Raw genomic sequence first — 22,998 nt, forward strand, 5'->3', positions numbered from 1 at the left:
CCGTCTACGTTATCCGGCCGGCTCCTCGGCGGCGAGCGCGACCGGCTCGGCAGGACCGGCCTCGTGACGCCCGGCTTCGGGAAGCGCCCGCGCGAGATCGTCGACCGCGTCGCCCCACCTCGAGACGGAGATCGATCCGAGTCCCTGCCAGGCGGCGGCCGTGCGCAGCTCGTCCGCGAGCCGTGCGGCGGCGTGGGCCGGGCGTCCGTGCTCCCACCATGCCGACTGCACGAGCAGGGTGGACGCCGCGCGGTCGGCTTTCAGGTCGACGCGGCCGACCAGGTCGTCATCCACCAGCACCGGAAGCGAGTAGTAGCCGAATCGTCGCTTGTGCGCCGGGGTGTAGATCTCGATGCGATACGCGAAGTCGAAAAGGCGCTCGGCCCGGTCCCGGAACCACACGACCGGGTCGAACGGCGTCAGGATCGCCGCCGCGTCGATGCGCCGAGGAAGGGCGGCGCTGTCGTGGAGCCATGCCTTCGCGGGGCGCCCTGCGGCGGTCCACCCGTCGACGGTCACCGGATGCAGCTCGCCGCTGTCGGTGAGCTCCCCGATCGCCGCCATCACGGCCTTGCGGTCGGTCAGGCGCCAGTAGTCGGCGAGGTCGGCGGCGGTCGCGACGCCGTACGCCCTGGCGGCCCTGCGCACCAGTTCACGGATGGCGTCGGCTCGCTCGACGCGGATGTTCAGCGCGTCCGCCGGCAGCACGTGCTCGGCCAGACCGTAGCGGCGCTCGAAACCGCGACGCCCGGCGATGGCCACCTCGCCGAACAGCCACAGATACTCGAGGGCCCGCTTGACCACGTCCCAGTCCCACCAGGGACCGCGTGCGCCCCGCTTGGCGTCGTGCTCGATCTGGGCGGGCCTCAGGGGCCCGCGCGCGGCGAGCTCTGCACGGACCCAGTCGACGGTCTCGCGATGCTGCCGGAACCAGCCGTCTTGTGCGGACCCGTACTTGGCGCGCATCTCGTCCATGCGGAACCGGAAGAGGCCCCAGTCCGTCGCCGGGATGAACGCCGCGACGTGCGCCCAGTACTCGACGTACGGTGCCCGCCGTGCGAACAGCAGGCGGTCCAGAGCCGCCGGATCGTAGGCCCCGACCCGCGAGAACAGCGGCATGTAGTGCGAGCGCGCGAAGACGTTCACCGAGTCGATCTGAAGGGTCGCCATCCGCGAGAGTGCGGCAGCGAGCTGCCGTGTTCCCGGCTGGGCGGGTCGTGGCTTGGCCAAGCCCTGTGCGGACAAGGCGATCCGCCGGGCCTCCGGCAGGCTGAGGGACGACTTCACGCGCGTCAGCCTAGCCACGGCGTCCGACACCGGACGCGCCGCGTGACGACCGGTCACATGAGCGTCGAGGCATGCGGCCGACCTAGACTGGCGGGATGAGCGGCACCGACGGCAAGCCTCGCGGTTCGCTCCTCGACGCCGTCCGCGATCGGCGCAGAGTCGTCTCCACCGAGCTGTCCGGCACGGTCCCGCGGGGCCTGCGGGTCGCCACGGCCTACGCGTGGCGGCTGCTGGTCGTCGCTGCGGCCGTGGGTGTGGCGGTGTGGCTGATCATCCAGCTGAAGCTGCTGGTCATTCCGCTTTTCATCGCGATCCTGCTCACCGCGCTGCTGTGGCCGTCGTTCGCGTGGATGCTGCGCCACCGCTTCCCCCGTTGGCTGGCCATCGTCCTGTCGGTGCTGGTCACGATCGCCGTCGTCACGGGACTGCTGTGGCTGGCGGTGTGGCAGATCACGCGGCAGTGGCCGTCGGTTCAGGAGCGGACGGTGCAGGCCGTCCAGGACTTCCGCGAGTACCTGATCCAGGGGCCTCTCCACCTCAGCGCCGACCAGATCGACGATCTGCTGGCGCAGGCGTGGGCCTTCGCGCAGGAGCAGGCGGAGCTGCTGTGGTCCGGTGCGCTCGCCATCGGCTCGACGCTCGGACACGTCGCGGCCGGCGCGCTGCTGACGCTGTTCATCCTGCTGTGCCTGCTCGCGGACGGCGCCGGCATCTGGCGCTGGACCGTGCGGATGTTCCCGCGCAAGGCACGTCCCGCCGCGGACGGCGCCGGTCGGGCAGGGTGGGTGACGGTCGTCAACTACGCTCGCACGCAGCTGCTGGTGGCCACGATCGACGCCATCGGAATCGGGCTGGGGGCGTTCCTCTTGGGCGTGCCGCTGGCCGTCCCGGTCGCCGTCCTGGTCTTCCTGGGCGCCTTCGTCCCCTTCGTCGGCGCGGTCGTCACCGGCGCGGTCGCCGTGTTCCTGGCCCTGGTCTACAACGGCCCGTGGATCGCGCTGTGGATGCTCGTGGTGGTGCTGGGCGTCCAGCAGCTGGAGGGGCACGTGCTGCAGCCGCTGCTCATGGGCTCCGCCGTGAAGGTGCACCCGCTCGCGGTGGTCCTGGTCGTCGCCGGGGGAGCGATGGTCGCCGGCATCCCGGGCGCCCTGTTCGCCGTGCCGCTCGCCGCGTTCGTCAACGTCGTCGCCGTCTACCTCAGCGAACGGGCGTGGGAGACCGGCGCGAGACCCCGAGGAGACCTCATCTGGAGCACCGTCCCCCGACCGAGGAGAACCCCGTCGTGACCACGACCATGCCCCCCGCCCCCGGCAGCGCCGCCGCGCCGAGCCTCGCCGATTACGAGGACGCCGCCGCTGCGCTCGAGGGCGTGATCTCGCGCACGCCGCTGGACGAGTCCCAGCACCTGACAGACCTGCTGGGCGTTCCCGTGCACCTGAAGCTCGAGAACCTGCAGCGCACGGGCTCGTTCAAGATCCGCGGTGCGACCTACCGGCTGTCGCGGCTGACCGAGGAGGAGCGCGCCCGCGGCGTCGTGGCCGCGTCTGCGGGGAACCACGCGCAGGGGGTCGCGCTGGCGGCGAAGGCGCTCGGCATCCCCGCGACCATCTTCATGCCGCTCGGGGTGCCGGTTCCCAAGCTGCTGGCCACGCGCGGCTACGGCGCCGACGTCATCCTCGAGGGGTCGACCGTCGAGACGCCGCTGCGGATGGCGGCCGAGTTCGCCGAGCGCACCGGCGCCGTCTTCATCCACCCGTTCGACCACCCGGACATCATCGCGGGGCAGGGGACGCTGGGGCTGGAGCTCATGGATCAGCTCCCCGACCTCGACACGGTGATGGTCGGCATCGGAGGAGGCGGCCTGATCGCCGGCGTCGCGGGTGCGGTGAAGGCGCGCGCGGCGGCCCGAGGACGCGCCGTCCGGGTGATCGGCGTCCAGGCCGAGAACTCGGCGGCGTACCCGCCGTCGCTGCGGGCGGGGCATCCGGTGGATGTCGCCACGACGCCGACCATCGCGGACGGCATCGCGGTCGCGCGGCCGGGTCAGCTGCCGTTCGCGATCGTCCGCGACCTCGTCGACGAGGTCGTCACCGTGTCGGATGACGACATCGCCCGCGCTCTGCTGGTGCTGCTCGAGCGCGCCAAGCAGGTCGTCGAACCCGCCGGCGCGGTCGGCGTCGCGGCGATCCTCGCGGGCAAGGTCGTGCCGACCGGACCGACCGTGAGCATCCTCTCCGGCGGCAACATCGACCCGCTGCTGCTCCAGCGCGTCGTCGCGCACGGGCTGGCGGCATCCGGTCGGTACATGACCCTGCGGATCCCGCTGCCCGATCGCCCCGGCCAGCTCGCGCGTGTCTCCGAGCTGCTGGCCGCCGCGGGCGCGAACGTGATGGAGGTGCTGCACACCCGCCACGGGCAGGGGCTGCAGATCGACGAGGTGTTCCTGCAGCTGAGCGTCGAGACGCGCGGGCAGGAGCACCGGGCGCACGTCATCGCGGTGCTCGAGGAAGCCGGCTACGCGCCGACGGTCATCCGCGACTAGGACCGCGGAGACACCGGCTCACTGGCCGTTGTAGGTCTCGACCTTCAGGATCTCGACGGTGATCTCGCGCCCGTTCGGGGCGGTGTACAAGGTCTTCTCGCCTTCCTTGCGGCCGATGATCGCCTCGCCCAGCGGCGAGGCCTCGCTGTAGACGTCCAGCTCGGAGCCGGCGGCGATCTCGCGGCTGCCGAGCAGGAAGACCTCCTCGCCGCCGGCCACGATGGCGGTCACGACGGTGCCGGGCTCGACCACGCCGGTGCTCTCGGGCGCCTCGCCGACCTTGGCGTTCTTCAGCAGCTCCTGCAGGGTGCGGATCCGGGCCTCCTGCTTGCCCTGCTCGTCCTTGGCCGCGTGGTAGCCGCCGTTCTCCTTGAGGTCGCCTTCTTCGCGAGCGGCCTCGATGCGCTTGGCGATCTCTTCGCGTCCGGTGGTCGAGAGGTGCTCGAGCTCGGCGGCGAGGCGGTCGTAGGCCTCCTGGGTCAGGAACGTCACGGGGGCGTCGTTCGACACGGGTGTCTCCTTGTCTGCAGGACGTGCGATAAGTCAAACGCCCCGGCTCAGGGCCAGGGCGCATGTGGATCGCAGTGCCGACAGACTACGTCACCCAGCAGGAGTTGACAAAACCCGTGGTCGCCTCCGCCGTGGTCGGGATGGCCTCCCTGAAGGCACGCGCGTGCTGCGGGGAGGCCGGGATCTCGACGACGCGCCACCCCACGATGCCGTGATCCTCGTCCTGCGCTTCGATCGCGCAGGCGACCGACCGGCCCGCCGGCGCGGTGATCTGGAAGCCGAGCATCACGGTGTGCTCGTCGATCACCTCGAACGACGTCGTGTCCGCATCGACGCTGCCCAGGGAGCTCTGAACGGTGGTCCAGCCGAACCAGCCGACGGCCGCGATCGCTGCCAGGATGCCCGCCAGCACGAGCCACCGGCGTCCGGGCGACCGCCGACGCCCGTAGCGGTCGTCGAGCATGTCCTGCGTCGTCATGGACGGTCCCATCGGAGAATAGGGTGGAAGTCCAGGCTATGCGTTGGTGCGCATCGCCGCTGACCACCGACGCCCGCACGCGGGCAGAGCGAGGACCCCCATGCACGATGCGCTCGCGGCACTCGCCGGCGTGGCGGCCACGCCGACGCCGAGCCCCACGCAGCAGGTCGACCCCGACCTCGTGACGCCCGGGCCGTGGGGGTTTGCGATCATCGTGTTCATCGCGCTGGCGGTCATCCTGCTGGTGTGGGACATGATGCGCCGCATCCGACGAGGGCGCGTGCGTGCCGACCTCGACGAGCAGCTCGAAGCCGAGGCACAGGCGCAGCGCGCAGCCGCCGCCACGGGCGTCGACGACGAGCGCGCGGACGGCGGAACCCGGGACGTCGGAGGCGACGACACGCCCACACGCTGACGGCGCGCGGCTCGCGTGCCCGTCAGGCGCCGCCGCGTCAGCCCGACGCGCCCAGCGAGGGAGTGAGCGGCGCCAGCGCGATGAGCAGGCACGCGGTCCAGTGGCACACGAAGGCCAGCACGGTGCACACGTGGAAGATCTCGTGGAAGCCGAAGTGGCCGGGCCACGGGTTGGGGCGCTTGAGCGCGTAGATCACGGCCCCGACGGTGTAGAGCACGCCGCCGACGATCACCAGGATCATCATCGCGGCGTTGGCCTGGAACAGGTCGGCGATGTACATGATCGCCGCCCACCCGAGCACCAGGTACAGCGCGACGTACAGCCACCGGGGCGCGTGGATCCAGAAGACGCGGAAGAGGATGCCCAGGAGCGCGCCGCTCCACACCACGGACAGCAGCAGGACGCCCTTGTCGGGGGGAAGGCCGAGGGCGGCGATGGGGGTGTACGTGCCGGCGATCAGCAGGAGGATGTTGGCGTGGTCGATCCGCTTGAGGATCGCCTTCGTGCGCGGCTGCCAGTCGAACCGGTGATACATGGCCGAGTTGCCGAACAGCAGCAGAGACGTCGCCATGAACACCGCGCAGGCCCACTTCGCCGGCGCGCCCTCGGCGAAGACGATGAGCACCACCCCGGCGGCGATCGCGACCGGGAAGGTGCCGGCATGGATCCAGCCGCGCCAGCTGGGCTTGAGCTCCGGGCGCGCGGCGTCGACCGCGGCGGCATCCAGGAGCGGGAGCACGGGGACCTCGGGTGCTTGAGGCAGGCGCGCACGACGGCTCATCCGTCCAGCGTAGGCGGCGTCGTATGCCGCTCGGTACATACCACGCACCCTGTCTCGGCGGCATGCGGGTGACCGCTCTGCGGTTCTCGCGGCTCGCGGGGTAGCGTAGGCGTGTGGCGCGCGCAGGGTCGAACGAGGGCAGAGGACCGCTCTACCGCCTCTACATCAACCGCCTCCGCCGGCGTCTGGATCCGGCGACGGTGCCCGGCCACGTCGCGATGATGATCGACGGGAACCGCCGGTGGGCGCGGCAGCTCGGGTACGAATCGGCGGCACACGGTCACCGTGCCGGCGCCGCGAAGATGAGGGAGTTCCTGCGCTGGTGCGACGACGTCGGCGTCAAGGTGGCGTCGCTGTACCTGCTGTCGACCGACAACCTGCGCAAGCGCGACACCCAGGAGCTGTCCGACCTGATCGAGATCATCGCCGAGCTCGCCGACGAGCTCTCACGTGAGCGGGATTGGCGCGTCCGACATGTCGGACGCGCTGACGTGCTGCCGCCCGACCTCGCCCGTGTGCTGGCGGAGGTCGGGGAGCGCACGAAGGACAACCCCGGCATGCACGTGAACCTCGCCGTCGGCTACGGGGGTCGCAGCGAGATCGTCGACGCCGTGCGCAGCATCATCGCCAAGCATCACGAGAGCGGCGGCTCGCTCGAGGAGCTCGCCGCCAGCCTCACCCCGGAGCAGATCGGCGAGCACCTCTACACCGGAGGCCAGCCCGACCCGGATCTGGTGATCCGCACGTCGGGCGAGCAGCGGTTGAGCGACTTCCTGCTGTGGCAGAGCGCCCACAGCGAGTTCTACTTCGTCGAAGCCCTGGGGCCGGACCTGCGCGAGGTGGACTTCCTGCGGGCGATCCGCGACTTCTCGTCGCGGGACCGCCGGTTCGGGGGCTGAGCCCGGCTCGGAGCGAAATCCGCCCGTCATCAGGGCATCTGGCCGTCTCCGTCGTCGCTCTGCCAGAATGACGCGGATGGGGGATCTCGAGACGTATCTGCAGTCGTTCGATGGGGAACCGGGCTACCTGGACTGGGCTGCCTTCGGACCGCTCGCTCCCGCCGTCCGCGAAGAGGCTCAGGGCGACACCGAGCTGCTGGGATCGGGACGGAGCGCCGGCATCCGCCTGGTCACCGATCACGTGCGCGAAGCACGCGAGCTCGTGGCCGACCTCATGGACGTCGCCATGGATCAGGTCGTGCTGCAGCCGTCCGCGACCTACGGGCTCATGCATGCCGTCTACGGTCTGGAGGGCGGGCTGATGCTGGGGCGGGGGGAGTTCCCGAGTCTCACCGTCGCCGCAACGCGAGCGGCCGACGCGCTCGGGTCCCTCGAGCTCCAGTGGCTGGAGCCGCCGGACGGCCGGATCACGCCCGATGTGGTGCGGGCTGCGCTCACCGAGCGGACGCGAGCGCTCGCGGTCAGCCTCGTCGACTTCCGCACCGGATATCGCGCCGATCTCGCCGGTCTGCGCGAGGTCATCGGCGACCGCCTGCTCATCGTCGACGCCGTCCAGGCATTCGGCATGGTGGACGTCGACTACGGCGCGGCCGATGTGGTGTGCGGGCACGGGTACAAGTGGCTGCGCGCCGGCCGCGGCACCGGCTTCGCGTGGTTCGGCGACCGCGCCCTCAATCGCATCACGCCGGTGCTCTCGGGCTTCCGCGGCGTCGAGGGCGACCTGCCCGTCGACGAGGTGCCGGCGCCGGCGCGATCCGCGCAGGCGTACACCGTCTCCGGACCGGACACGCTGGCCGCCGCACGACTGGCCACGGCGCTGCGCGACGTCGCCGACGTGGGCGTGGCGGCCATCGAGACGGAGCTGGCCGCCCGCACGGGCGATGTCATCTTCTTCGCCGACCGCTACGGCATCCCGGTCATCACGCCGCGCGAGCCCGAGCAGCGGGCGGGCATCGTGACGCTGGAGCCGGCGCCGCGGGATGCCGCGCCGCTGGCGGCATCCCTTGCCAACCACGGCCTCACCGTGACGGTGCGGGCCGGGCGCATCCGGGTGGCGCCGCACGTCGGCACGGGAGCCGACACGCTGCGGCTGTTCGGCGACGCGCTCGCGGCCTTCTCCTCGGCACGGACGTGGTGACGCACCCGGGCTTCGCACTCGCCCGCGACACGGCATCCGGAATTCACCTCTCCGTCACGAATTGCGGGCGTGTCGAGGTCCCGGGATGTCGTCGCCGAGTCGTACGGTCATGACATCGGGCAAGGCGCCCGGTCGAGTCGGCCTCTCGGATCACGACTCGTGGCCCACGGCCGACTCGTGACTGCCGGGTTTCCGACCCGGGGCGGGAGTGGGTTGTGACCACATCAGCACCACACAAGCAGCGCCGTCAGGACTTCGAGCAGGTCGACGGGACGGATCAGCAGCTTCGCACCTACGTGCTCGACACGTCGGTGCTGCTGAGCGATCCGCGCGCGTTCTTCCGGTTCGCCGAGCACAACGTCGTGATCCCCGTCGTGGTGATCACCGAGCTCGAGGGCAAGCGCCATGATCCTGAGATCGGGTACTTCGCCCGCCAGGCGCTGCGTCATCTCGACGAGCTGCGGGTCGAACACGGACGACTGGACTTCCCGGTCCCCGTCGGCGCGGGCGGCACGCTGCGCGTCGAGCTGAACAACACCGATCCCACGGTGCTGCCCTCCGGCATGCGGCTCGGCGACAACGACAGCCGGATCCTCGCCGTGGCCATGCACCTCGCCCAGGACGGGCAGGAGGTCACCGTCGTCTCCAAGGACCTGCCGATGCGCGTCAAGGCGGCCTCCCTCGGTGTGATCGCCGAGGAGTACCTGGCCGAGCAGGCCGTCGACTCCGGCTGGACCGGCATCGCCGAGCTCGACGTCTCGGGCGATGAGATCAGCGACCTGTACGAGAGCGAGGTCGCGGCGAGCGACGAGGTGCGCGGGCTCCCGGTCAACACCGGGCTGATCATCCACTCCGAGCGCGGCTCCGCTCTGGGGCGCGTCGTCGGCGACGGCGAGTACCGCCTGGTGCGCGGGGATCGGGACGTGTTCGGCCTGCACGGTCGCTCCGCCGAGCAGCGCATCGCGATCGACCTCCTGCTGGACCCGGAGGTCGGCATCGTCTCGCTCGGAGGGCGAGCGGGCACCGGCAAGTCGGCGCTCGCCCTGTGCGCGGCGCTGGAGGCGGTCCTCGAGCGGCAGCAGCAGCGCAAGATCATCGTCTTCCGCCCGCTGTTCGCCGTCGGCGGCCAGGAGCTGGGGTACCTCCCCGGCGATCAGCAGGAGAAGATGAACCCGTGGGGGCAGGCGGTCTTCGACACCCTCGGCTCGGTGGTCTCGACGAACGTCCTCGATGAGGTGATCGAGCGCGGGCTGCTCGAGGTGCTGCCGCTCACGCACATCCGCGGACGATCGCTGCACGACGCCTTCGTGATCGTCGACGAGGCCCAGTCGCTGGAGCGCAACGTCCTGCTGACGGTGCTCAGCCGCATCGGGCAGAACTCCCGCGTGGTGCTCACCCACGATGTCGGCCAGCGCGACAACCTGCGAGTGGGCCGCCACGACGGCGTCGCGTCGGTGATCGAGACGCTCAAGGGGCACGGGCTGTTCGGGCACGTGACCCTCGTCCGCTCCGAGCGGTCGGCGATCGCCGCCCTGGTGACGGATCTGCTGGAGGCCGGCGAGCTGGCCTGAGCCGACGGAGGGGGCCGGGATGCCGCATCCCGGCCCCTTCCGGGTCCCGGACACCGCGCGAAGAGGTGCTTCGCAATGAGAAGAGTCTCACTCGTGGTGTCGGGAACCACTCCGACGGTCTGGCACGATTGATGAGGCGCTTCCCGGGCGCAGATCTTCGGGGTGCAGCGCTCTTGGCGCGCGGAGAGGAAGGATGACCGTGGACGGACGCACGGGGCTCGTGGTCGGCGGCGTGTCCGCCGTCGCGGCGAGCGTCGCCGTCATCTGCGCGGTCGCGCTGACCACCTCCGCAGCGCTCGCCGACTCGTCCGGCTCCGACATGGCCGCGGCCCGGGTGCTGGTACCGGCCGCCGCGATGAACGAGGACTCCGGCGCGGGCACGGACGGGGTCTCCGCATCGACGTCGCGTCCCGAGACGGTGCAGGCGCCGGACCCGTACGTCGTGGACGCGCAGCGGCCGTCCGACCCGACCCCGCCGGCGCCCGCGAACCCGGCGCCGGCGCCGCCGGCGCCGCCTGCCCCCGCTCCTGCCGCGCCCCAGACGCCGTCGGCGCCGCAGGCGCCCGCGACCCGCGAGGAGGCGGAGGCGGCATCCGTGGCAGCCGGCTCGTGGGACGCCGTCCGTGCGTGGGCTGCGGCACGCGGCTGGTCGCCCGAGCGGGTGGAGGAGTGGATCGCTCGCCTCGAGGAGCGCTACACCAAGGCCGACGGCGGCAACGGCCGCGGGTCCGAGAAGCGGTCCGCCTCCGGCGAGGACGGCGCCGGCCGGCTCGTCGGCACTCTGCAGAGACTTCCCGCGATCGCGGGTTCGAACGGCGACGACCGGTGGCATGCCCCCGGCGGCGACGTGAATCAGGATCAGTCGCGCGAATCCCCAGTCTGGCGCGACTGAGACGGCCGGATCCCCCAGTCCGGCCTTTCCAGCCCCCGGTGTCCCCCAACACCGGGGGCTTCTTCTCCGTCAGGGGCCGGCGGCAGGTTGCGAGCGCGTCACTCCCAGCGATAGCCGGCGCCGCGCACCGTCACGATGTGATCGGCACCGAGCTTCCCTCGCAGATATCGCACATAGACATCGACGACGTTCGAGCCCGGGTCGAAGTCCAGCCCCCACACCCGGCTCAGGAGCAGTTCGCGGCTGAGCACCCGGCCGGGGTTGCGCAGGAACTGCTCCGCGAGCGCGAACTCGCGGGCCGAGAGGTCGACCTCGCGGTCATCGACCGTCGCGCGCCGCGCGAGCACGTCGAGCACGACGCCGCCGTGCGAGATGGATACGCTCGGCTGCGGCATGTTCTCGCGCAGCCGCGACCGGACCCGTGCCAGCAGCTCCTCGAAGGTGAACGGCTTCGAGACGTAGTCGTTCGCACCCGCCTCGAGGCCCTCGACGGTGTCCCGTGTGCTGGAGCGGGCGGTCAGCATGATCACCGGGATGGCCGACCCGCGGGCGCGCAGCTCCCGCAGCACCTCGAACCCGTCCATGCTCGGCAGGCCGACGTCCAGCAGCACGAGGTCGCCGTCGCCGCGCAGGGCCGCGGCCAGGCCCTCCGCGCCGTCCTCGATGCGCACGGTCTCGTATCCCGCCGCTTCAAGCCCGCGACTGACGAACGAGGCGATGCGCGGTTCGTCCTCGACGATGAGGATCTTCGTCATCCGGCGGCCTCCCGTTGCAGCACGACATCGCCTGCCCGCACGGGCGCCGGCAGCTCCGCCGTGGTCGGCGGCAGATGGATCGTGAAGGTCGCTCCGCCGCCGGGTGTGTCGGTCACGGCGCACTGACCGCCGTGCGACTTGGCGATCGCATCGACGATCGCCAGCCCCAGCCCCGAGCCCCCGATCGTCCGCTTGCCGTGGGCGCGGTCGAACCGGCGGAAGATGCGGTGGCGTGCGCCGTGCGGGATGCCGGCGCCGTGGTCGCGCACCCACAGCCGCGCACCGCCGGCATCCAGTGCGCTTCCGATCTCGATCGGCGACCCGGCGGGCGTGTACTTCGCGGCGTTGTCGGCGAGCTGGAGCCACGCCTGCAGCAGCCGGTCCTGGTCGCCGACGGTGACGCCCTCAGCGTGGGCCTCGACGGTCCACGTGTGCCCGGGGATCACGGCGACGAGTTCCCCGACACGCGCGGTCAGCGCCGCCAGGTCGACCTCGCGCATCGTGTACGAGTCGCCCTCGGCCGCGGCCAGCAGGTCGATGTCCTCCACCAGTCGCGCGAGCCGGTCGAGTTCGGCCATGCCGATCTCGCGGGCGGAGGCGACGTCATCGGCGTCTCGCGGGTCCATCAGCTCGAGGTGGCCGCGCACGATCGTGATCGGCGTCTTCAGCTCGTGCCGCACATCGTCCAGCAGCTGCCGCTGCACGTCGACGGACCCCTCCAGGCGGTCGAGCATCGAGTTGACGGTGCGCGACAGGTCGGCGATGTCGTCGTTGCCCTCGGCGGACAGGCGCGGCGACAGGTCGGTGATCGAGATGGCGTTCGCCGTCTCGCGGAGATGCCGGATGGGGGAGAGGAGCCTGCCCGTCACGAACCAGCCCACCACGGCGATGGCGCCGAGCACGATGAGCGCCGCGATGACGTACGTGATCATCGCGACGGTGACCGGCTCGAGCTCGGCGCCGAGGTCGACGACGCGCACGTACAGTCCCGTGCGGGGGTCCCCCGGCATCGTGACCGGGATGGCGACGTAGCGCAGCGACCCCTGATCGGTGACCGCCGTCCCCTTCTTGGCCGTGCCGCCCGCCGTCTCGTCGAGAACGCGTTCGATGAACGCCGTGTTGTCGGAGATGTCGAAGCCCGACAGCGTCGCCGGCTTGTAGCGCGCCACCCCGTCGATGAGAGCGAGGGATGCCTCGTTGCGAGCCGGAACGAGGCGGGCTACGACGGCCCGGAGGTAGTCGTCGATCGACGCGTAATCGCTGACGTCGGCGTCCTCGGTGGCGGGTTCCGCGCCCGAGCCGGTCTCCTCGACGCTGCTGCGGTCGGCGACCCCGCGCAGGGACTGCACCTGGGCGTCCAGGCGAGCGTTCACGCCGGCGATGACCTGCTCGCGCTGCACCATGAATGTGACGCTGCCCACGATGGCCAGGCCCACGCACGCCACGGCCAGGATCGCCGAGAGGATCCTGACGCGCGCGGGGATGGGGCGGGGTGTCCGAGCCACCCCCCGATTATTGCGCCCGAACCGCTCCTGGGGCACGTGGTGCGACTCAGCCCGGGTGCGTCATCGAGAGCAGATCGAGTTTGTCGTCGAGCTGCTCGAGGGTGAGTTCGCCGCGCTCGACGTAGCCGAGGTCGATGACGGCCTCGCGCACGGTGATGCCCTTGGCGACCGAGTGCTTGGCGATCTTGGCCGCCGCCTCGTACCCGATGAGCTTGTTCAGCGGCGTCACGATCGACGGCGACATCCCCGCGTACGCCGCGGCGCGCTCCACGTTGGCCTCGAGGCCGTCGATGGTCTTGTCCGCGAGGATGCGCGTCGCGTTGGCCAGCAGGCTGATGGATTCCAGCACCGCGGTGCCCATGACGGGGATCGCCACGTTCAGCTCGAACGAGCCCGACGCGCCGGCCCACGCCACGGTCGCGTCATTGCCGATCACGCGGGCGCACACCATCAGCGTGGCCTCCGGGATCACCGGGTTCACCTTGCCCGGCATGATCGACGAGCCCGGCTGCAGATCGGGGATGTGCAGCTCGCCCAGACCTGTGTTGGGGCCCGAACCCATCCAGCGCAGGTCGTTGTTGATCTTGGTGAGCGACACGGCGATGGTGCGCAGCGCGCCGGATGCCTCGACGAGGCCGTCCCGGTTGGCCTGGGCCTCGAAATGGTCCTTCGCCTCGGTGATCGGAAGCTCCGTCTCGGCCACGATGAGCTCGAGGACCCGCTGCGGGAACCCCAGCGGCGTGTTGATGCCGGTCCCGACGGCCGTGCCGCCCAGCGGCACCTCGGCGACGCGCGGCAGCACCGCCTGCACGCGCTCGATGCCCAGCCGGATCTGCCGGGCGTACCCGCCGAACTCCTGCCCGAGGGTCACCGGGGTGGCATCCATCAGGTGCGTGCGCCCCGACTTGACGACGTCCTTCCAGGCCTCGGCCTTCGCCTCGAGCGCGACGGCCAGGTGGTCCAGTGCCGGGATGAGGTCGTCGATGAGCTCCTGCGTGACGGCGATGTGCACGGAGGTGGGGAAGACGTCGTTGGAGGACTGCGACGCGTTCACGTGATCGTTCGGGTGCACCGTGGCCCCGAGCGCCTGCGAGGCGAGGGTCGCGAGGACCTCGTTCATGTTCATGTTCGACGACGTGCCGCTGCCGGTCTGGTAGACGTCGATCGGGAACTGGTCGAGGAACTCACCGCCGATGATGCGGTCGGCGGCGCCGGCGATGGCATCCGCGATGTCCGCGTCGAGCGTGCCGAGCTCCTTGTTCGCGAGCGCGGCGGCCTTCTTGATGCGCGCGAGCGCGATGATCTGCGCCGGCTCCAACGGGTCGCCCGAGATGGGGAAGTTCTCCACGGCGCGCTGGGTCTGGGCGGCATAGAGCGCGTTCCTGGGCACGCGGACCTCGCCCATGGTGTCGTGCTCGATGCGGTACTCGATGTCGGTCACGTCGTCGTTTTCCTTATGTTCGGTACGGGATCGGGTCACGCCTGCGCCGCGAGCCCCACGGCGACGTGGGGGACCGCGGTGCCTTCGGCGAGACGGTAGTTGGCGCCGACGATCGCCAGGCGCCCCTCGGCGACCGCGTCGCTGATCAGCTCCGACGAGTGCAGGAGCTCGGTGACGGTGTCGCGGAGGTGCTCACGGCCGACCTCTTCGGCGTCGATGCTGTCGGGCGCGACGCCGTCGACCGCGCTCGCGCGCTGCACGCGCCGCACGGCGGGCACGATCGGCGCGATCAGACGCCAGATGTGCGGCGGCAGCGCCGGGGAGTCGGCGTCGGTGCTGTCGATCGCGGCCTGCACCGCTCCGCACGCGTCGTGCGCGAGCACCACGATGAGGGGGACGTTCAGGACGGCGACGGCGTACTCCAGACTGCCGATGACCGAGTCCGAGACGACCTGACCCGCGTTGCGCACGACGAACAGGTCGCCCAGGCCCTTGTCGAAGATGATCTCGGCGGCCAGTCGTGAGTCGGCGCATCCGAACAGCGCGGCCCGCGGCCGCTGTCCGTTCGCGAGCTCATGCCGGCGGTCGGCGTCCTGGCGGGGATGACGTGGTTCTCCGGCGACGAAGCGCGCGTTGCCGCGGCGCATCTCCTCCCACACCTGATCCGGCGTCGGCTTTTCGCTCACTCGGCCTCCTCACGCAGGGTGATGATCTGGTCGGAGACCGCCTCGGCAGCGGTCTCGAGGGTCTGTGCGTCGGCGACGCCGTAGATCACGACCGTGTCGGCACCGGCCCGTGCGGCCAGGGCCACCGAGACGTTTCCGGTCCGTCCGGCGTCGAGCTGGTACGAGTCCCACACGATGCCGTCGATCGTCGTCGAGTCCTCGGGCGCCGATCCGGCCAGCAGCCGCGTCGCCCAGCCCTCGTCGGCGTCGAAGCCCTGCGCGATCCGCAGGAACGGGGCGCCGTCGCCGGGGGGAGCGTAGACGACGGTCCACGCCCGCACCGACTCGTCGCTCTCGACGGCCGCACGGTTGACGCGCCAGGTCTCGGGCACCTCAGGTGCGATGACCGTGCGCTTCTCGGCGGCTGCGACCCGCTCGGCCTCGGCCGTCACGTCGATCGGCTCGCGCTCGGGCGGCGTGCCCCGCGGCACGGCGAAGACGATGACGGCGACGACGGCGAGGGTGACCAGGAGCGCCGCGATGAGGTTGCGCGTGTTCTGGCTCGCGCGGTACACCCGGGACGCCTCGGCCTTGCGGTTCGCGGTCTCCTCGGGCGTCTCGGGTCGTCCGAGCTCCGCGACGATGCGTCGCTGGTCGGCCATCAGGGCGCTCCGTTCCCGTCCGAGGAACCGGCGGTCGACGCGCGGGCGGCATCCAGGCGACGCTTGGCTCCCAGCAGCCACTCTTCGCAGCGCGCGGCGAGGGCTTCGCCCCGCTCCCACAGCGCGAGGGCCTGCTCCAGCGTGGGTGCTCCCTGCTCCAGCTCCGCGACGACGCGGACGAGCTCGTCGCGCGCCTGCTCGAACGTCAGCGACGCGACGTCGGTCACGGCGCCGCGGGTGTCGGTCATGGCTCCCATCCTAGTTCTCAGCCGCATCGGGCTCTGCCGGTTCGCGCCCGCCGACGCCTTCGCCGGGCTCGTCGAGCAGCGATGGGTGCGAATCCTCGATCGGACCCTCCGAGACGGCCGCGAACGCGCCGCGTCCGACGGTCACGACGACCGGCGTCGACGCGGGCGCCTGCGCCGCATCCCGAACGATCGCGCCGTCGGTGAGCTGGGCGATGGCGTAGCCCCGGGCGAGCGTCGACGCGGGGGAGAGGGCCCGCAGCGTCGCGCGCAGCTCCGCGGTGCGGCGGCCGTGCGCGTCGAGCGTCCGGTCGATCCGCTCCCGCCCGCGGGCCGCGAGGAGCTCCACCTCGTGTGCGCGCGTGGTCAGGAGGGACTCGGGCGTCCGGAGCACCGGGCGGGACCGCAGCTGCTCGAGCTGGGCGATGTCGTGCGTGACCCGCTGGGTGAGGCGCGAGGTGAGGCGGGCGCGCAGCTGGGCCACGAGCGCCCTCTGCTCGGCCACATCGGGAACGACGCGTTTGGCCGCATCCGTCGGCGTCGACGCGCGCAGGTCTGCGACGTCATCCAGGAGCGGGTGGTCGTTCTCGTGGCCGATCGCGCTGACCACCGGCGTCGACGAGGCCGCCACCGCCCGCAGCAGCCTCTCGTCGCTGAAGCCGAGCAGGGTCTGCGGGTCGCCGCCGCCGCGCGCGATGATGATGACGTCGACGTCCGGGGCTGCGTCCAGCGCCTTGAGCGCGGCGATCGTCTCGGGCACGCAGCGGTCGCCCTGCACTGCGGCGTACTTCGTTCGGAACCGCACCTGCGGCCAGCGCAGCTCGGCGTTGCGGTGGACGTCCTTCTCGGCGTCGGAGTTCTCCCCGGTGATCAGTCCGATGACATGAGGAAGGAACGGAAGCGGTCGCTTGCGCGCGGCGTCGAACAGGCCCTCGGCGCGCAGCTGCACCCGCAGCCGCTCGAGCTTCTCGAGCTGGTCGCCCAGCCCGACGTGCCGCATCGCCGACACCGCGAAGGTGAAGTCGCCGGTGCGCGCGAAGAAGTCGGCCTTGACGCACACGACGACGTGATCGCCGACCTTGAGGTCGCGTGGCAGCCGCTCCCGGGTGGACGACCAGATCCGGAACGAGATCGTGGCGTCGGTGACCAGATCCTTGAGGCGCCCGAAGACGTTGCCGCCACGCAGGTTCCACGCCGTGATCTCGCCCTCGACCCATACCGAGCCCCACGTCTGGATGAAGCCGCGGATGGTGTCGTTCAGCCGTGACACCGAGGTCGGCGCTTGCGCCGTGGAGTCGCGGGGCGGCACGGAGTCCGGCGGGGGCGGCTGGCCGGGGATCGCGGCCGGCTGGAACGTCGTCATGCGATCTCCTCGTGCGCGGGGGGTTCTGTCCGCGCGGAGCTTGCGTTCAGGGGCCGATCGTAGAATCGAGGGGTGACCATCAGCACCCTGGGTACGACCCGTGTGAGCATGCCCGTTCCCCGCATTCCGCGGCGGCGCGAACCGCTCCAGGATATCCCGGTGCAGGGACACAAGAAGGTGCTCCTGGCAGCCCCCCGTGGATACTGCGCGGGTGTGGACCGCGCCGTGATCGCGGTCGAGAAGGCGCTCGAGCGTTTCGGTGCACCGGTGTACGTGCGCAAGCAGATCGTGCACAACATCCACGTCGTCACCGAGCTGGAGGCCAAGGGCGCGATCTTCGTCGACGAGGTCGACGAGGTTCCCGAGGGCGCGCACGTCGTCTTCAGCGCGCACGGCGTGTCCCCTGCCGTCGTGAACGCCGCCGCCGATCGGGGCCTGCGTGCCATCGACGCGACGTGTCCCCTGGTCACCAAGGTGCACCGGGAGGCCGTGCGCTTCGCGCGCGACGACTTCGAGATCCTCCTCATCGGCCACGAGGGGCACGAGGAGGTCGAGGGGACCGCCGGCGAGGCGCCCGAGCACGTGACCGTCGTGAACTCGCCCGACGAGGCGGACACCATCGAGGTCCGCGACCCGTCCAAGGTCGTGTGGCTGTCGCAGACGACGCTGTCGGTCGACGAGACGATGGAGACGGTGCGGCGGTTGCGCGACCGCTTCCCGCAGCTGCAGGATCCGCCGTCGGACGACATCTGCTACGCGACCCAGAACCGCCAGGTCGCCATCAAAAAGGTCGCGAAGGACGCCGACCTCGTCATCGTCGTCGGCTCGGCGAACTCGTCGAACAGCGTGCGTCTGGTCGAGGTCGCCCGGGAGTACGGCGCGAAGGCCGCTTACCGGGTCGATTACGCCGACGAGGTGAAGCAGGAGTGGCTCGAGGGCGTCGAGACCGTCGGCGTGACCAGCGGCGCGTCCGTGCCGGACGTCCTGGTGCAGGAGGTGCTGCGCGAGCTCGCCGGGGCCGGGTACCGCGACGTCGAAGAGGTGCGCACCGCGGAGGAGGATCTGATGTTCTCCCTGCCCAAGGAGCTGCGACAGGATGCCGCCGGCAAGCGCGACGAGCGCGCGCTCGGTGGCAGGGCGCGCGCGTGAGCCAGCCGGATCCGTTCACGGCCGCCGCGGGGCCCACGGGCGCCGACGCACCGGGGGGAGCAGCCCGGCCGCGGCCTCAGTACGGCGAGTACGCCACCCCGGAGGAGCAGCGCGCCCGGATCCGTCAGCCGGATGTCACGTGGGCGCTGGAGACGGGTCAGCCCGCAGCGGCGCCGACACCGCCCGTCGCTCCCGCACAGGCGGGAGACCCCGTACGGCCGCCGCGCCTCGCCGACCGCATCGCCACGATCGCCCTCCTGACGTACGGGCTGTTCAACGTGCTGTCGTCCTTCCCGGCGTTCACCGACTACGCCGCGTACGCCGACACGATGTTCTCGGTCCTGGGCGTCGACGCCGAACTCACCGACCCGGCGGCCGGCCGGCCGTGGGGCATCGCCGCCGCCCTCGTCTTGGCGGTCGGCTGGATCGGAACCGCTCTGCTGTCGTGGCGCAGCCTGCGGCGTGGCCGCCTGACCTGGTGGATCCCGCTCGTGGCCGGTGTCGTGTTCACCTTCATCGCCGGAACGCTCATGGCGGTCCCCCTCATGGGGGATCCGGGCGTGTGGCAGGCCCTCACCGACAGCATCCGCTGAACCCGACCGCGAGCGGGCGGAAGCGGCGGTCCCGGCCCGAACGCCGGATGCCTCGGCTCGCGCCCCTTGACGGGGCGGTGCCGAGGCATCCGGGAAGCCGCTGCGCGGGAGGCGTCAGGCGGCGAGGCTCTTGCCGGCCGAGCCCAGCTGCTGGGTGGCCTCGACGACGCGCGCCGCCATCGCCGACTCGGCGATCTTGCCCCAGGCGCGCGGGTCGTACTGCTTCTTGTTGCCGACCTCGCCGTCGACCTTCAGCACGCCCTCGTAGTTGGTGAACATGAATCCGGCGATCGACCGCGTGAAGGCGTACTGCGTGTCGGTGTCGATGTTCATCTTCACCACGCCGTTGGCCACGGCCAGCGCGATCTCCTCGTCGCTCGAGCCGCTGCCGCCGTGGAAGACGAGGTCGAGGGGCTTCGGACCCGTGCCGAACTGCGCGGCGATCCCCTCCTGGATCTCGCCGAGCAGCTCCGGGCGCAGCTTCACGTTGCCCGGCTTGTACACGCCGTGCACGTTGCCGAAGGTCAGAGCCGAGATGTAGCGGCCGTTCTCGCCGAGACCCAGCGCCTCGACCGCCTTCGTGACGTCGCCCACCGTGGTGTACAGCGCCTCGTTCGAGCCTTCGTGCTTGATCCCGTCCTCTTCGCCGCCGACGACGCCCACCTCGATCTCGAGGATCGCGTTGATGTTCTTCAGGCGAGGGAGCAGCTCCTTGGCGATCTCGATGTTCTCATCGAGCGGCACAGCCGACCCGTCCCACATGTGCGACTGGAAGATGGGGTTGCGCCCGGCGCGGACCTCCTCCTCTGACGCCTCGAGGAGCGGCAGCACGAAATTCGGCAGCGCCTCCTTGGGGCAGTGGTCGGTGTGGAGCGCGACCGTGATGGGGTAGTTCTTGGCGACCTCGGTGGCGTACCTCGCGAAGGCGAGGGCACCGGTCGCGCGGGCCTTGACGGTGTGGCCGGCGAAGTAGTCGGCGCCGCCCGTCGTGACCTGGATGATGCCGTCGGAGCCGGCTTCGGTCAGGCCCTGCAGGACGGCGTTGATGGTCTGCGAGCTGGAGACGTTGATCGCGGGATACGCGAAGCCACCGGCCTTCGCGCGGTCCAGCATGTCGGCGTACTGCTCGGGGGTGGCGACGGGCATGAGTGCTCCTTGTGAGTGCCGGGGCGGTGAGTGCGGGCGCTGTGCGACGAGCGCGGCGTCACGGGAAAGCCTAGCGAAGGGGACTTCATGCGGCGGCGGCGCGAAGGCAGCGGAGGCCGCCGGAACCCCAGGTCCTGCCGGTTGTGAAAGATTCCCGATTCCTTCGCCGCGGCGACGGGGTAAATCGCCGTCGTGGCGCGGGACGCTGGCTAGGCTCGAGCGCATGGTGAGCCTGACCGCGGACATGAGCCCGCTGCATCCCGACCGGAACCTCGCACTCGAGCTCGTTCGCGCCACGGAGGCGGCGGCGATCCGCGCCGTCCCGTTCATCGGCCGCGGCGACAAGGAGGCCGCCGACAAGGCCGCCGTCGACGCGATGCGGGCGTTCTTCACCACCGTGAACTTCGACGGCACCATCGTGATCGGCGAGGGGGAGAAGGACGAGGCGCCGATGCTGTTCAACGGCGAGCGCGTCGGCAACGGCCGCGGCCCCAGGGCGGACGTGGCCGTCGACCCGATCGACGGCACGTCGCTCACGGCGGCCGGACGCAACAACGCCCTCTCGGTGATCGCGGTCTCCGACAGCGGCACGATGCTCGACGCATCGAGCGTGTTCTACATGGACAAGCTCGTCACCGGTCCGGCGGGCGTCGGAGTGGTCGACATCCGGCTGCCGATCGGCGAGAACATCCGCCGTCTCGCCAAGGCGCTGGGCAAGCCGGTCGACGAGATCGTCGTGTCGGTGCTTCACCGTCCTCGGCACGAGCGCCTCATCGAGGACATCCGCGCGGCGGGCGCCGGCACCCGTCTGATGTCGGACGGCGATGTCGCGGGCGGCATCAACGCCGCGCGGCACAACGCCCGCACGGACATGTGCGTGGGCGTCGGCGGCAGCCCGGAGGGCATCGTGACGGCGTGCGCCATCAAGGCGCTCGGCGGCCACATCCAGGGGCGCCTGTGGCCGCGCGATGACGACGAGAAGCAGAAGGGCGTGGACGCGGGACTCAAGCTCGACGGTTTCGTGTACGAGGCCGACGACCTCGTCAAGGGCAACAACACGATCTTCGTCGCAACCGGCGTGACGGACGGCCAACTCGTAGCGGGCGTCCGGCGCGAGGGAGGCTACGTCTACACCGAGAGCGTGGTGCTGCGCGGCGCCTCCGGAACGCTCCGCCGCGTGTCGTCCGAGCACCTCGTCTCCAAATGGCTCTGATGCCATAGGGCACCGCGGGGCCGCCGTCAAGGGTCTGTGATCAGAGTTCACCACTGTGGCGGGTGTGAACTCGTGATCGTTTCGTAACGGCCGTTCTCAGGCTTGCCTGGCACAATGGGAGGCGTGTCGAGGGGGACACGTCGTTGTTTCCCAAGTCCGTAGGGGGTTCTCGATGGCCGCAACCACCGTTGGCCAATCTTCACCTCAGACCGGCGCTCACGCCGTCGTAAAAGACGCCGTCGACCCCGCTCGCCGCCCCGATGTCCTCCTTCGCGTGCGCCGCGAAGAGGGCCAGGAGATGAGCGCGTGGTGGATGATCGGCGCCTTCTTCGGCGTATCCGCAGCGGTCATCGTGCTGCTGAGCTTCGTGCCCGGCGGCGCCTGAGGCGTCAATCCTGCGCCGCGAGGCGCGCGCGCACGTCGCCCAGGTCGGCGAGTCCGCTGGGTTCGGCGAACTCCAGGGTCTGCTCGAGCAGTTCGGGTGCCGTGAGTCGCCGCGGGGTCTTCTCGATCGTTCGGGCCTCCTCGACGGCGTCCAGCTTCGTCGCGTCGATGCCGGGGAACTTCCGCGCGCTGACGAGCACCCGCGATTCGAGTGAGCCTGCGAACCGGTTGTAGCTGTCGACCGTCCGCTCGATCGCACGACGCAGATCGTCGGCGTGCGCCGCCAGCGATCCCAGCCGCTCATACAGCTGGTTGCCGAGGTCGAACAGCGTGCGGGCCTCCTGCGACACGTCCTGCTGCGTCCAGGTGTAGGCCACGGTCTTGAGCACCGCCCACAGATTCACCGGCGAGGCGAGGGCCACGCGCTTCCCGAAGGCGTAGTCCAGCAGTGCCGGGTCCTCCTCCAGCGCCGCGGCCAGCAGCGACTCGCTCGGCACGAAGCACACCACGAACTCCGGGCTCGAGCCCAGTCCCGCCCAATACGTCTTGCGAGCGAGGGCGTCGACGTGCGCGCGCACCGCCTTGACGTGCTTGTCCAGCAGGGTTCGCCGACGTGCCGCCTCGGCGCCCTGCGCCGTCAGCGGGATGGCGCTCGCCTCGAGGTACGCGTCCAGCGGCACCTTCGCGTCCACGGCGATGGACTTGCCACCGGGAAGGCGGATCACCATGTCGGGACGGCCGACTCCGGCGTCCGTGCTGATCGAGGTCTGCACGTCGAAGTCGACGTGGCGGGTCAGACCCGCCGCCTCCACGACCCGGCGCAGCTGCGTCTCGCCCCACACCCCTCGCGTGCTGCCCGAGCGCAGCGCGCTGGCGAGCGACTCGGTCGTCGAGCGCAGCGCCTCGTCGGACTCCTGGGCGCGCCGCAGCTGCTCGGCGAGCGTGCCGAACTGCGTGTGGCGGTCGCGCTCGAGCTCGTCGACCTTCCGCTGCATGGCCGTGAGGGTCTCCTGCACGGGCGCAAGAGCACGCAGCACCGTCTGCTCACGCCGCTCCCGTTCCTCACGGGCCGCCTGATCATGACGCGCCTGACCGGCCAGCTCCCGGTACAGCGCCTGCTGATGCTCGAGCTGCGCCTGCAGGCCCTGGCGTGCCGCCTCGGCGGCGGCGACCCGCGCCTGAAGGTCGGCGCGCTCGCGTCCCGTCCGCGCGACGCCGCGTGCCAGCCCCGCGGCCCAGCCGGCGACAGCGCCGAGCAGCAGCATCGCCACCGCGATCATCGAGACCAGAAGTGCATCCATGAG

Annotated in this window: 24 protein-coding genes; 11 read left to right on the top strand and 13 right to left on the bottom strand. The window is 71.1% G+C overall.

Going from position 1 to position 22,998, the window contains the following annotated elements:
• Positions 1 to 9 precede the first annotated feature (9 nt).
• Positions 10 to 1,287 (bottom strand): winged helix-turn-helix domain-containing protein, encoded by a 1,278-nt coding sequence (locus AC5RVZ_RS04830; RefSeq protein ID WP_494064621.1) that lies wholly within the window; start codon positions 1,285 to 1,287, stop codon positions 10 to 12.
• Between the two features lie 95 nt (positions 1,288 to 1,382).
• Between AC5RVZ_RS04830 and AC5RVZ_RS04835 the strand changes: the two genes are divergently transcribed.
• Together AC5RVZ_RS04835 and ilvA are read left to right on the top strand one after the other, a co-directional pair.
• Complete coding sequence (locus AC5RVZ_RS04835; RefSeq protein WP_494064622.1) at positions 1,383 to 2,573, top strand: AI-2E family transporter; 1,191 nt, start codon at positions 1,383 to 1,385, stop codon at positions 2,571 to 2,573.
• Positions 2,574 to 2,581: 8 nt separating this feature from the next.
• Positions 2,582 to 3,829 (top strand): threonine ammonia-lyase, encoded by a 1,248-nt coding sequence (ilvA, locus tag AC5RVZ_RS04840; protein ID WP_494064742.1) that lies wholly within the window; start codon positions 2,582 to 2,584, stop codon positions 3,827 to 3,829.
• An 18-nt stretch (positions 3,830 to 3,847) separates the two neighbouring features.
• Here ilvA and greA read toward each other — a convergent pair whose 3' ends face one another.
• Complete coding sequence (gene greA, locus AC5RVZ_RS04845; protein WP_494064623.1) at positions 3,848 to 4,339, bottom strand: transcription elongation factor GreA; 492 nt, start codon at positions 4,337 to 4,339, stop codon at positions 3,848 to 3,850.
• A gap of 85 nt (positions 4,340 to 4,424) precedes the next feature.
• Entirely contained in the window at positions 4,425 to 4,817 is a 393-nt protein-coding gene (locus AC5RVZ_RS04850) for a DUF4307 domain-containing protein (RefSeq protein ID WP_494064624.1), read from the bottom strand.
• A 100-nt stretch (positions 4,818 to 4,917) separates the two neighbouring features.
• Between AC5RVZ_RS04850 and AC5RVZ_RS04855 the strand changes: the two genes are divergently transcribed.
• Positions 4,918 to 5,232: a hypothetical protein gene (locus AC5RVZ_RS04855; RefSeq protein WP_494064625.1), complete on the top strand. Its 315-nt coding sequence runs from the start codon at positions 4,918 to 4,920 to the stop codon at positions 5,230 to 5,232.
• Between the two features lie 37 nt (positions 5,233 to 5,269).
• On the opposite strand, the gene trhA is transcribed toward AC5RVZ_RS04855, so the two are convergent.
• On the bottom strand, positions 5,270 to 6,013 hold the full coding sequence (gene trhA / locus AC5RVZ_RS04860) for a PAQR family membrane homeostasis protein TrhA (protein WP_494064626.1): 744 nt from the start codon (positions 6,011 to 6,013) through the stop codon (positions 5,270 to 5,272).
• Between the two features lie 113 nt (positions 6,014 to 6,126).
• On the opposite strand from trhA, the gene AC5RVZ_RS04865 reads away from it, so the two are divergent.
• From AC5RVZ_RS04865 to AC5RVZ_RS04880, 4 genes are all read left to right on the top strand, one after another.
• The gene (locus tag AC5RVZ_RS04865) at positions 6,127 to 6,912 is read left to right on the top strand and encodes an isoprenyl transferase (protein WP_494064627.1); all 786 of its coding nucleotides are present in this window, start codon (positions 6,127 to 6,129) and stop codon (positions 6,910 to 6,912) included.
• 76 nt (positions 6,913 to 6,988) lie between these two features.
• Positions 6,989 to 8,110: an aminotransferase class V-fold PLP-dependent enzyme gene (locus AC5RVZ_RS04870; RefSeq protein WP_494064628.1), complete on the top strand. Its 1,122-nt coding sequence runs from the start codon at positions 6,989 to 6,991 to the stop codon at positions 8,108 to 8,110.
• 215 nt (positions 8,111 to 8,325) lie between these two features.
• The gene (phoH2, locus tag AC5RVZ_RS04875) at positions 8,326 to 9,681 is read left to right on the top strand and encodes an RNA 5'-3' helicase PhoH2 (RefSeq protein WP_494064629.1); all 1,356 of its coding nucleotides are present in this window, start codon (positions 8,326 to 8,328) and stop codon (positions 9,679 to 9,681) included.
• A 199-nt stretch (positions 9,682 to 9,880) separates the two neighbouring features.
• Positions 9,881 to 10,573 (top strand): hypothetical protein, encoded by a 693-nt coding sequence (locus AC5RVZ_RS04880; protein ID WP_494064630.1) that lies wholly within the window; start codon positions 9,881 to 9,883, stop codon positions 10,571 to 10,573.
• A 98-nt stretch (positions 10,574 to 10,671) separates the two neighbouring features.
• On the opposite strand, the gene AC5RVZ_RS04885 is transcribed toward AC5RVZ_RS04880, so the two are convergent.
• Genes AC5RVZ_RS04885 through xseA form a run of 7 tightly spaced genes read right to left on the bottom strand, consistent with a single transcriptional unit; the run spans position 10,672 to position 17,209 of the window.
• Entirely contained in the window at positions 10,672 to 11,328 is a 657-nt protein-coding gene (locus tag AC5RVZ_RS04885; protein WP_494064631.1) for a response regulator transcription factor, read from the bottom strand.
• Positions 11,325 to 12,833, bottom strand: a complete 1,509-nt coding sequence (locus tag AC5RVZ_RS04890) for a sensor histidine kinase (protein WP_494064632.1) — start codon at positions 12,831 to 12,833, stop codon at positions 11,325 to 11,327. The genes AC5RVZ_RS04885 and AC5RVZ_RS04890 overlap by 4 nt, the downstream gene beginning before the upstream one ends.
• A gap of 46 nt (positions 12,834 to 12,879) precedes the next feature.
• A complete protein-coding gene (locus AC5RVZ_RS04895) occupies positions 12,880 to 14,274 on the bottom strand; it encodes a class II fumarate hydratase (RefSeq protein WP_494064633.1) in 1,395 nt (464 codons plus the stop codon).
• Positions 14,275 to 14,309: 35 nt separating this feature from the next.
• Complete coding sequence (locus AC5RVZ_RS04900; protein WP_494064743.1) at positions 14,310 to 14,921, bottom strand: carbonic anhydrase; 612 nt, start codon at positions 14,919 to 14,921, stop codon at positions 14,310 to 14,312.
• Positions 14,922 to 14,956: 35 nt separating this feature from the next.
• Positions 14,957 to 15,601 carry a DUF4245 family protein gene (locus AC5RVZ_RS04905; protein ID WP_494064634.1) on the bottom strand — a complete coding sequence of 215 codons (645 nt, stop codon included), beginning with the start codon at positions 15,599 to 15,601 and terminating at the stop codon, positions 14,957 to 14,959.
• On the bottom strand, positions 15,601 to 15,858 hold the full coding sequence (locus tag AC5RVZ_RS04910) for an exodeoxyribonuclease VII small subunit (RefSeq protein WP_494064635.1): 258 nt from the start codon (positions 15,856 to 15,858) through the stop codon (positions 15,601 to 15,603). Before AC5RVZ_RS04910 ends, AC5RVZ_RS04905 begins: the two co-directional genes overlap by 1 nt.
• Position 15,859: 1 nt before the next feature.
• Positions 15,860 to 17,209: an exodeoxyribonuclease VII large subunit gene (gene xseA, locus AC5RVZ_RS04915; protein ID WP_494064636.1), complete on the bottom strand. Its 1,350-nt coding sequence runs from the start codon at positions 17,207 to 17,209 to the stop codon at positions 15,860 to 15,862.
• 108 nt (positions 17,210 to 17,317) lie between these two features.
• On the opposite strand from xseA, the gene AC5RVZ_RS04920 reads away from it, so the two are divergent.
• Positions 17,318 to 18,358, top strand: a complete 1,041-nt coding sequence (locus AC5RVZ_RS04920; RefSeq protein WP_494064744.1) for a 4-hydroxy-3-methylbut-2-enyl diphosphate reductase — start codon at positions 17,318 to 17,320, stop codon at positions 18,356 to 18,358.
• Positions 18,355 to 18,951 (top strand): DUF6264 family protein, encoded by a 597-nt coding sequence (locus AC5RVZ_RS04925; RefSeq protein WP_494064637.1) that lies wholly within the window; start codon positions 18,355 to 18,357, stop codon positions 18,949 to 18,951. The genes AC5RVZ_RS04920 and AC5RVZ_RS04925 overlap by 4 nt, the downstream gene beginning before the upstream one ends.
• Before the next feature lie 114 nt (positions 18,952 to 19,065).
• Here the strand turns inward: AC5RVZ_RS04925 and fbaA are convergent, their stop codons facing one another.
• Positions 19,066 to 20,097, bottom strand: a complete 1,032-nt coding sequence (fbaA, locus tag AC5RVZ_RS04930; RefSeq protein ID WP_494064638.1) for a class II fructose-bisphosphate aldolase — start codon at positions 20,095 to 20,097, stop codon at positions 19,066 to 19,068.
• Between the two features lie 223 nt (positions 20,098 to 20,320).
• Here fbaA and glpX point away from each other — a divergent pair, with 223 nt between their 5' ends.
• Entirely contained in the window at positions 20,321 to 21,310 is a 990-nt protein-coding gene (gene glpX, locus AC5RVZ_RS04935) for a class II fructose-bisphosphatase (RefSeq protein WP_494064639.1), read from the top strand.
• Between the two features lie 172 nt (positions 21,311 to 21,482).
• Entirely contained in the window at positions 21,483 to 21,695 is a 213-nt protein-coding gene (locus AC5RVZ_RS04940) for a UDP-N-acetylmuramyl pentapeptide phosphotransferase (RefSeq protein WP_494064640.1), read from the top strand.
• A 4-nt stretch (positions 21,696 to 21,699) separates the two neighbouring features.
• Here the strand turns inward: AC5RVZ_RS04940 and AC5RVZ_RS04945 are convergent, their stop codons facing one another.
• Positions 21,700 to 22,995 (bottom strand): DNA recombination protein RmuC, encoded by a 1,296-nt coding sequence (locus AC5RVZ_RS04945; protein WP_494064641.1) that lies wholly within the window; start codon positions 22,993 to 22,995, stop codon positions 21,700 to 21,702.
• Positions 22,996 to 22,998 lie beyond the last annotated feature (3 nt).

The organism is Arthrobacter sp. Cza30 (genome assembly GCF_059090765.1).

Excerpts from the sequence above, each read along its gene's own strand:
- AC5RVZ_RS04835 (WP_494064622.1), top strand. The coding sequence starts at position 1,383 with ATGAGCGGCACCGACGGCAAGCCTCGCGGTTCGCTCCTCGACGCCGTC.
- ilvA (WP_494064742.1), top strand. The coding sequence starts at position 2,582 with ATGCCCCCCGCCCCCGGCAGCGCCGCCGCGCCGAGCCTCGCCGATTAC.
- AC5RVZ_RS04850 (WP_494064624.1), bottom strand. The coding sequence starts at position 4,817 with ATGACGACGCAGGACATGCTCGACGACCGCTACGGGCGTCGGCGGTCG.
- AC5RVZ_RS04855 (WP_494064625.1), top strand. The coding sequence starts at position 4,918 with ATGCACGATGCGCTCGCGGCACTCGCCGGCGTGGCGGCCACGCCGACG.
- trhA (WP_494064626.1), bottom strand. The coding sequence starts at position 6,013 with ATGAGCCGTCGTGCGCGCCTGCCTCAAGCACCCGAGGTCCCCGTGCTC.
- AC5RVZ_RS04870 (WP_494064628.1), top strand. The coding sequence starts at position 6,989 with ATGGGGGATCTCGAGACGTATCTGCAGTCGTTCGATGGGGAACCGGGC.
- AC5RVZ_RS04885 (WP_494064631.1), bottom strand. The coding sequence starts at position 11,328 with ATGACGAAGATCCTCATCGTCGAGGACGAACCGCGCATCGCCTCGTTC.
- AC5RVZ_RS04900 (WP_494064743.1), bottom strand. The coding sequence starts at position 14,921 with ATGCGCCGCGGCAACGCGCGCTTCGTCGCCGGAGAACCACGTCATCCC.
- AC5RVZ_RS04905 (WP_494064634.1), bottom strand. The coding sequence starts at position 15,601 with ATGGCCGACCAGCGACGCATCGTCGCGGAGCTCGGACGACCCGAGACG.
- AC5RVZ_RS04910 (WP_494064635.1), bottom strand. The coding sequence starts at position 15,858 with ATGGGAGCCATGACCGACACCCGCGGCGCCGTGACCGACGTCGCGTCG.
- xseA (WP_494064636.1), bottom strand. The coding sequence starts at position 17,209 with ATGACGACGTTCCAGCCGGCCGCGATCCCCGGCCAGCCGCCCCCGCCG.
- AC5RVZ_RS04920 (WP_494064744.1), top strand. The coding sequence starts at position 17,318 with ATGCCCGTTCCCCGCATTCCGCGGCGGCGCGAACCGCTCCAGGATATC.
- fbaA (WP_494064638.1), bottom strand. The coding sequence starts at position 20,097 with ATGCCCGTCGCCACCCCCGAGCAGTACGCCGACATGCTGGACCGCGCG.
- glpX (WP_494064639.1), top strand. The coding sequence starts at position 20,321 with ATGGTGAGCCTGACCGCGGACATGAGCCCGCTGCATCCCGACCGGAAC.
- AC5RVZ_RS04940 (WP_494064640.1), top strand. The coding sequence starts at position 21,483 with ATGGCCGCAACCACCGTTGGCCAATCTTCACCTCAGACCGGCGCTCAC.
- AC5RVZ_RS04945 (WP_494064641.1), bottom strand. The coding sequence starts at position 22,995 with ATGGATGCACTTCTGGTCTCGATGATCGCGGTGGCGATGCTGCTGCTC.